Genomic DNA, 2,738 nt, shown 5'->3' with positions numbered 1-2,738 from the left:
CAACCACCACCCTTTCCCCTACCCCCGCTCTTCGTTTCTTGGTGCCCGCGGACGGATGCGGACCGACGCTCCGACCCCGGACGTGCGACGTGCCGTACCCGCCCCCAGCCACCGGGGCGCGTACGGCACGTCGGAACGGGTGCGGGGATCCCGTCACTTGCCGCCGTTGAGCTGGAGGCCGCCGAGCATCGGGGTGGCCTGGGCGAGGGCGTTGCCGGTCTTGAGGACCTCGGCGGGGAGCTGGTTGCGGGCCTGGTTGACGTCGCCGACGGCCTCCAGCGCGGTGTTGACCGCGGAGCCCTGCTCGTTGAGGCCGTTGACCGCGTGCGCGCCCAGGTCCTCCATGATCGGGGCCTGGGCGTCGAGGACCTCGGTGATCCCGCCGGTCGCGCTCATGGGGGGCATCCCGCCGTCGGCGGCCATGGCGGGGGCGGCGGCGCCCATCACGGCGACGGATCCGGCGACGACGGCGGCGACCTTCGAGAACTTCATTTCGAATCCCTTTTCCCGCGGCGACCCTCGCGCCGCTTTCGACCTGGCTAACGATTCCTCACCCCTACGGAAACTCCGCACCCCCGTCTTTCTTCCGCACGCCGGAATGACGAACGGCCGGACGATCCCTTTCGGGGGATTTTCCGGCCGTTCGTCATTCCCGTTTTTCCGATGAGCGGTACGGCGTCAACCGGCGGTATGCGCCGTCCGCCGGGAAATCACGCCACGCGGGAGCGGCGGTAGAGGACCGCCCCGCCGAGCAGCATCGCGGCGCCGAAGGCGGCGGCCGTCAGCGGTTCGCCCGCGCCGGTCTCGGCCAGGACGGGCCGGTCCACGGTGACGCGCGGGGCGGGGACGGGCGCCGGGGCCGGCACCGGGATCGGCGTGACGGCCGGTCCGGCCTCCGGGCCGGGGGCGGGCGCCGGGAGGGGCGCCGGAGCCGGCGCCGGGGGCGGCAGGGTCAGGTCCACCGGACGGTCGTCCCCGGGGTTGGCCGGGGGCTGGTCCACCGCCGGGGCGGGCGGGGCGACCGGGGGAGCCTGCGGGACGGCCGGCGCCGGAGCGGGGACGGTCTCCTCCTGGTGGCCGAGTCGGGGGCGCGGCTCGGGGACCTCGGCGGCCGGGACCGGCACCGGGGCGGGCGCCGGGGCCGGGAGGGTGGTGGCCTCGTGGACCGGCTCCGGGGCGGGCGGCGGGACCTCGTGGACCGGGGGCGCGGGCTCCGGCTCGGGTGCCGGGGCCGGCAGGGGCTTCGGCTCGGGCTCCGGGGCCGGGGCGGGCGGCGGGGTCTCGGCCCGCGGTACCGGGGGCTTCGGCTTGGCGTGCTGGGGCCGCGGCTTGTCCGGTCGGGGGCGCTCGGGTCCGGCGTCCGGGGCCTTGGGCTTGGCGTGCTTGGGGGGCTTGGGCTTCGCGTGCTCGGGCTTCGGCTTCGGGGCGGGGGGCGCGTGGTGGGCCGCGGGGGGCGGTCCGCCGTGCTCCTCGTCGCACTCCTCCTCGGGGGAGCCGTAGCCGGGGGAGTGCGGCCGGCCGTCGTCGTGGGGGCCGTAGCCGCCCTCGTCGCGACGGTCGTCGCGGGGCCCGTAGGAGTCGTGGTGCGCGTGGCCCTGCTCGCGCTGCCGCTTCTCCTCCAGGTAGCGCTCGAACTCCCGGGCGGTCTCGGGCTCCAGGTACTGCTCGTACCCGCCGTGGCCGCGCGCGCCGGAGGAGCCGGTGCTCACGCAGTCGTTGCCCATCGCCGGGTTGAGCGCCCCGGCGCCGTCCACGCTGTTGCCGCAGACGTTCGGGGAGAACGTGACCGGTACGGAGACGGCGTTGCCGGACAGGACGCCCGGGGAGTGCGAAGCCTCGGCGGCGGCGCCGGGGTGCGCGAAGGCGGCGCCCGTTCCGAGTGACAGCAGACTCGAAGCGGCCGCGGCGGTCAGCATCCCCTTGCTGAGTACCTGTCGGCTCAGTACCTGTCGTCGCATGGGTCCTTCCCTGTCTGCCGGCTCCTAGGCCGGCGTCTGCCCGGCTCCTTGGCCGGCGCGGAATTCAAGGAGGCCCCGGAGTGCACCGCCGTGCACTCCGAGGCCACCTGTGAGGAGGTTCGCCCTGGCGGGCGCAGACGCGGGTCTGCGTCAGTCGTTGACGCAGGTGTTGCCGAAGGCCGGGTTCAGCAGGGCGATCACGTTGATCGAGTTGCCGCAGACGTTCACCGGGACGTGGACGGGCACCTGGATGAGGTTGCCGGAGAGCACGCCGGGGGAGTTGGCGGTCTTGCCGAGGGCCTCGGAGTCGGCCAGGGCGGGGGACGCGGCACCGGCGGCCATCAGGACACCGGCGACAACCGCGGCGGTCTTCGCGAACTTCATTTCAAATCCTTCCCGCAGGGGTGTCCGCCGCATACACGACTCTCGTGTCGGGCGCACTGTTCTCTGTCCGTCAACACCGCTGCGATATCGATAACGAGCGGTTCCGGGAAAGGAAACCGCAATTTCTGTGCGAGTGTCCCCGGATTCACTCCAACGCCTCCCCTGCGGGCCCGTGCACCCGGAATTCACCGGGTCGTATATCGGGGTCCGCGCGGTTTTTATCGCGGGGAATTTCCGCGGTGTGGCGGGGTGGGAAAGCGGGGGGAGAGACGACGAGGCCGCCGCGACCCGCGAGGGTCGCCGCGGCCACGGGGGCCGGGGGGGGTGGGGTGAGCAGGCCCCCGAGCCCTTGGCCGACAGCACCGGGAGGTTTTAGAGGGTGTTGGAGAAGCGGAG

Annotated in this window: 3 protein-coding genes; all 3 read right to left on the bottom strand. The window is 73.8% G+C overall.

Annotated elements, in window-relative coordinates; all coding sequences use genetic code 11:
- Positions 1-153 precede the first annotated feature (153 nt).
- On the bottom strand, positions 154-492 hold the full coding sequence (locus tag ABTZ17_RS36605) for a hypothetical protein (protein ID WP_352200146.1): 339 nt from the start codon (positions 490-492) through the stop codon (positions 154-156).
- A gap of 218 nt (positions 493-710) precedes the next feature.
- On the bottom strand, positions 711-1,958 hold the full coding sequence (locus tag ABTZ17_RS36600; RefSeq protein ID WP_352200145.1) for a chaplin: 1,248 nt from the start codon (positions 1,956-1,958) through the stop codon (positions 711-713).
- A 150-nt stretch (positions 1,959-2,108) separates the two neighbouring features.
- Positions 2,109-2,342: a chaplin gene (locus ABTZ17_RS36595; protein WP_352200144.1), complete on the bottom strand. Its 234-nt coding sequence runs from the start codon at positions 2,340-2,342 to the stop codon at positions 2,109-2,111.
- Positions 2,343-2,738 lie beyond the last annotated feature (396 nt).

The organism is Streptomyces sp. NPDC097619 (assembly GCF_040302735.1).
GTDB lineage: Bacteria > Actinomycetota > Actinomycetes > Streptomycetales > Streptomycetaceae > Streptomyces.
The sequence above is the reverse complement of the archived record's forward strand: the minus strand, read 5'-3'. Positions and strand labels throughout refer to the sequence as shown.

Excerpts from the sequence above, each read along its gene's own strand:
- ABTZ17_RS36605 (WP_352200146.1), bottom strand. The coding sequence starts at position 492 with ATGAAGTTCTCGAAGGTCGCCGCCGTCGTCGCCGGATCCGTCGCCGTG.
- ABTZ17_RS36600 (WP_352200145.1), bottom strand. The coding sequence starts at position 1,958 with ATGCGACGACAGGTACTGAGCCGACAGGTACTCAGCAAGGGGATGCTG.
- ABTZ17_RS36595 (WP_352200144.1), bottom strand. The coding sequence starts at position 2,342 with ATGAAGTTCGCGAAGACCGCCGCGGTTGTCGCCGGTGTCCTGATGGCC.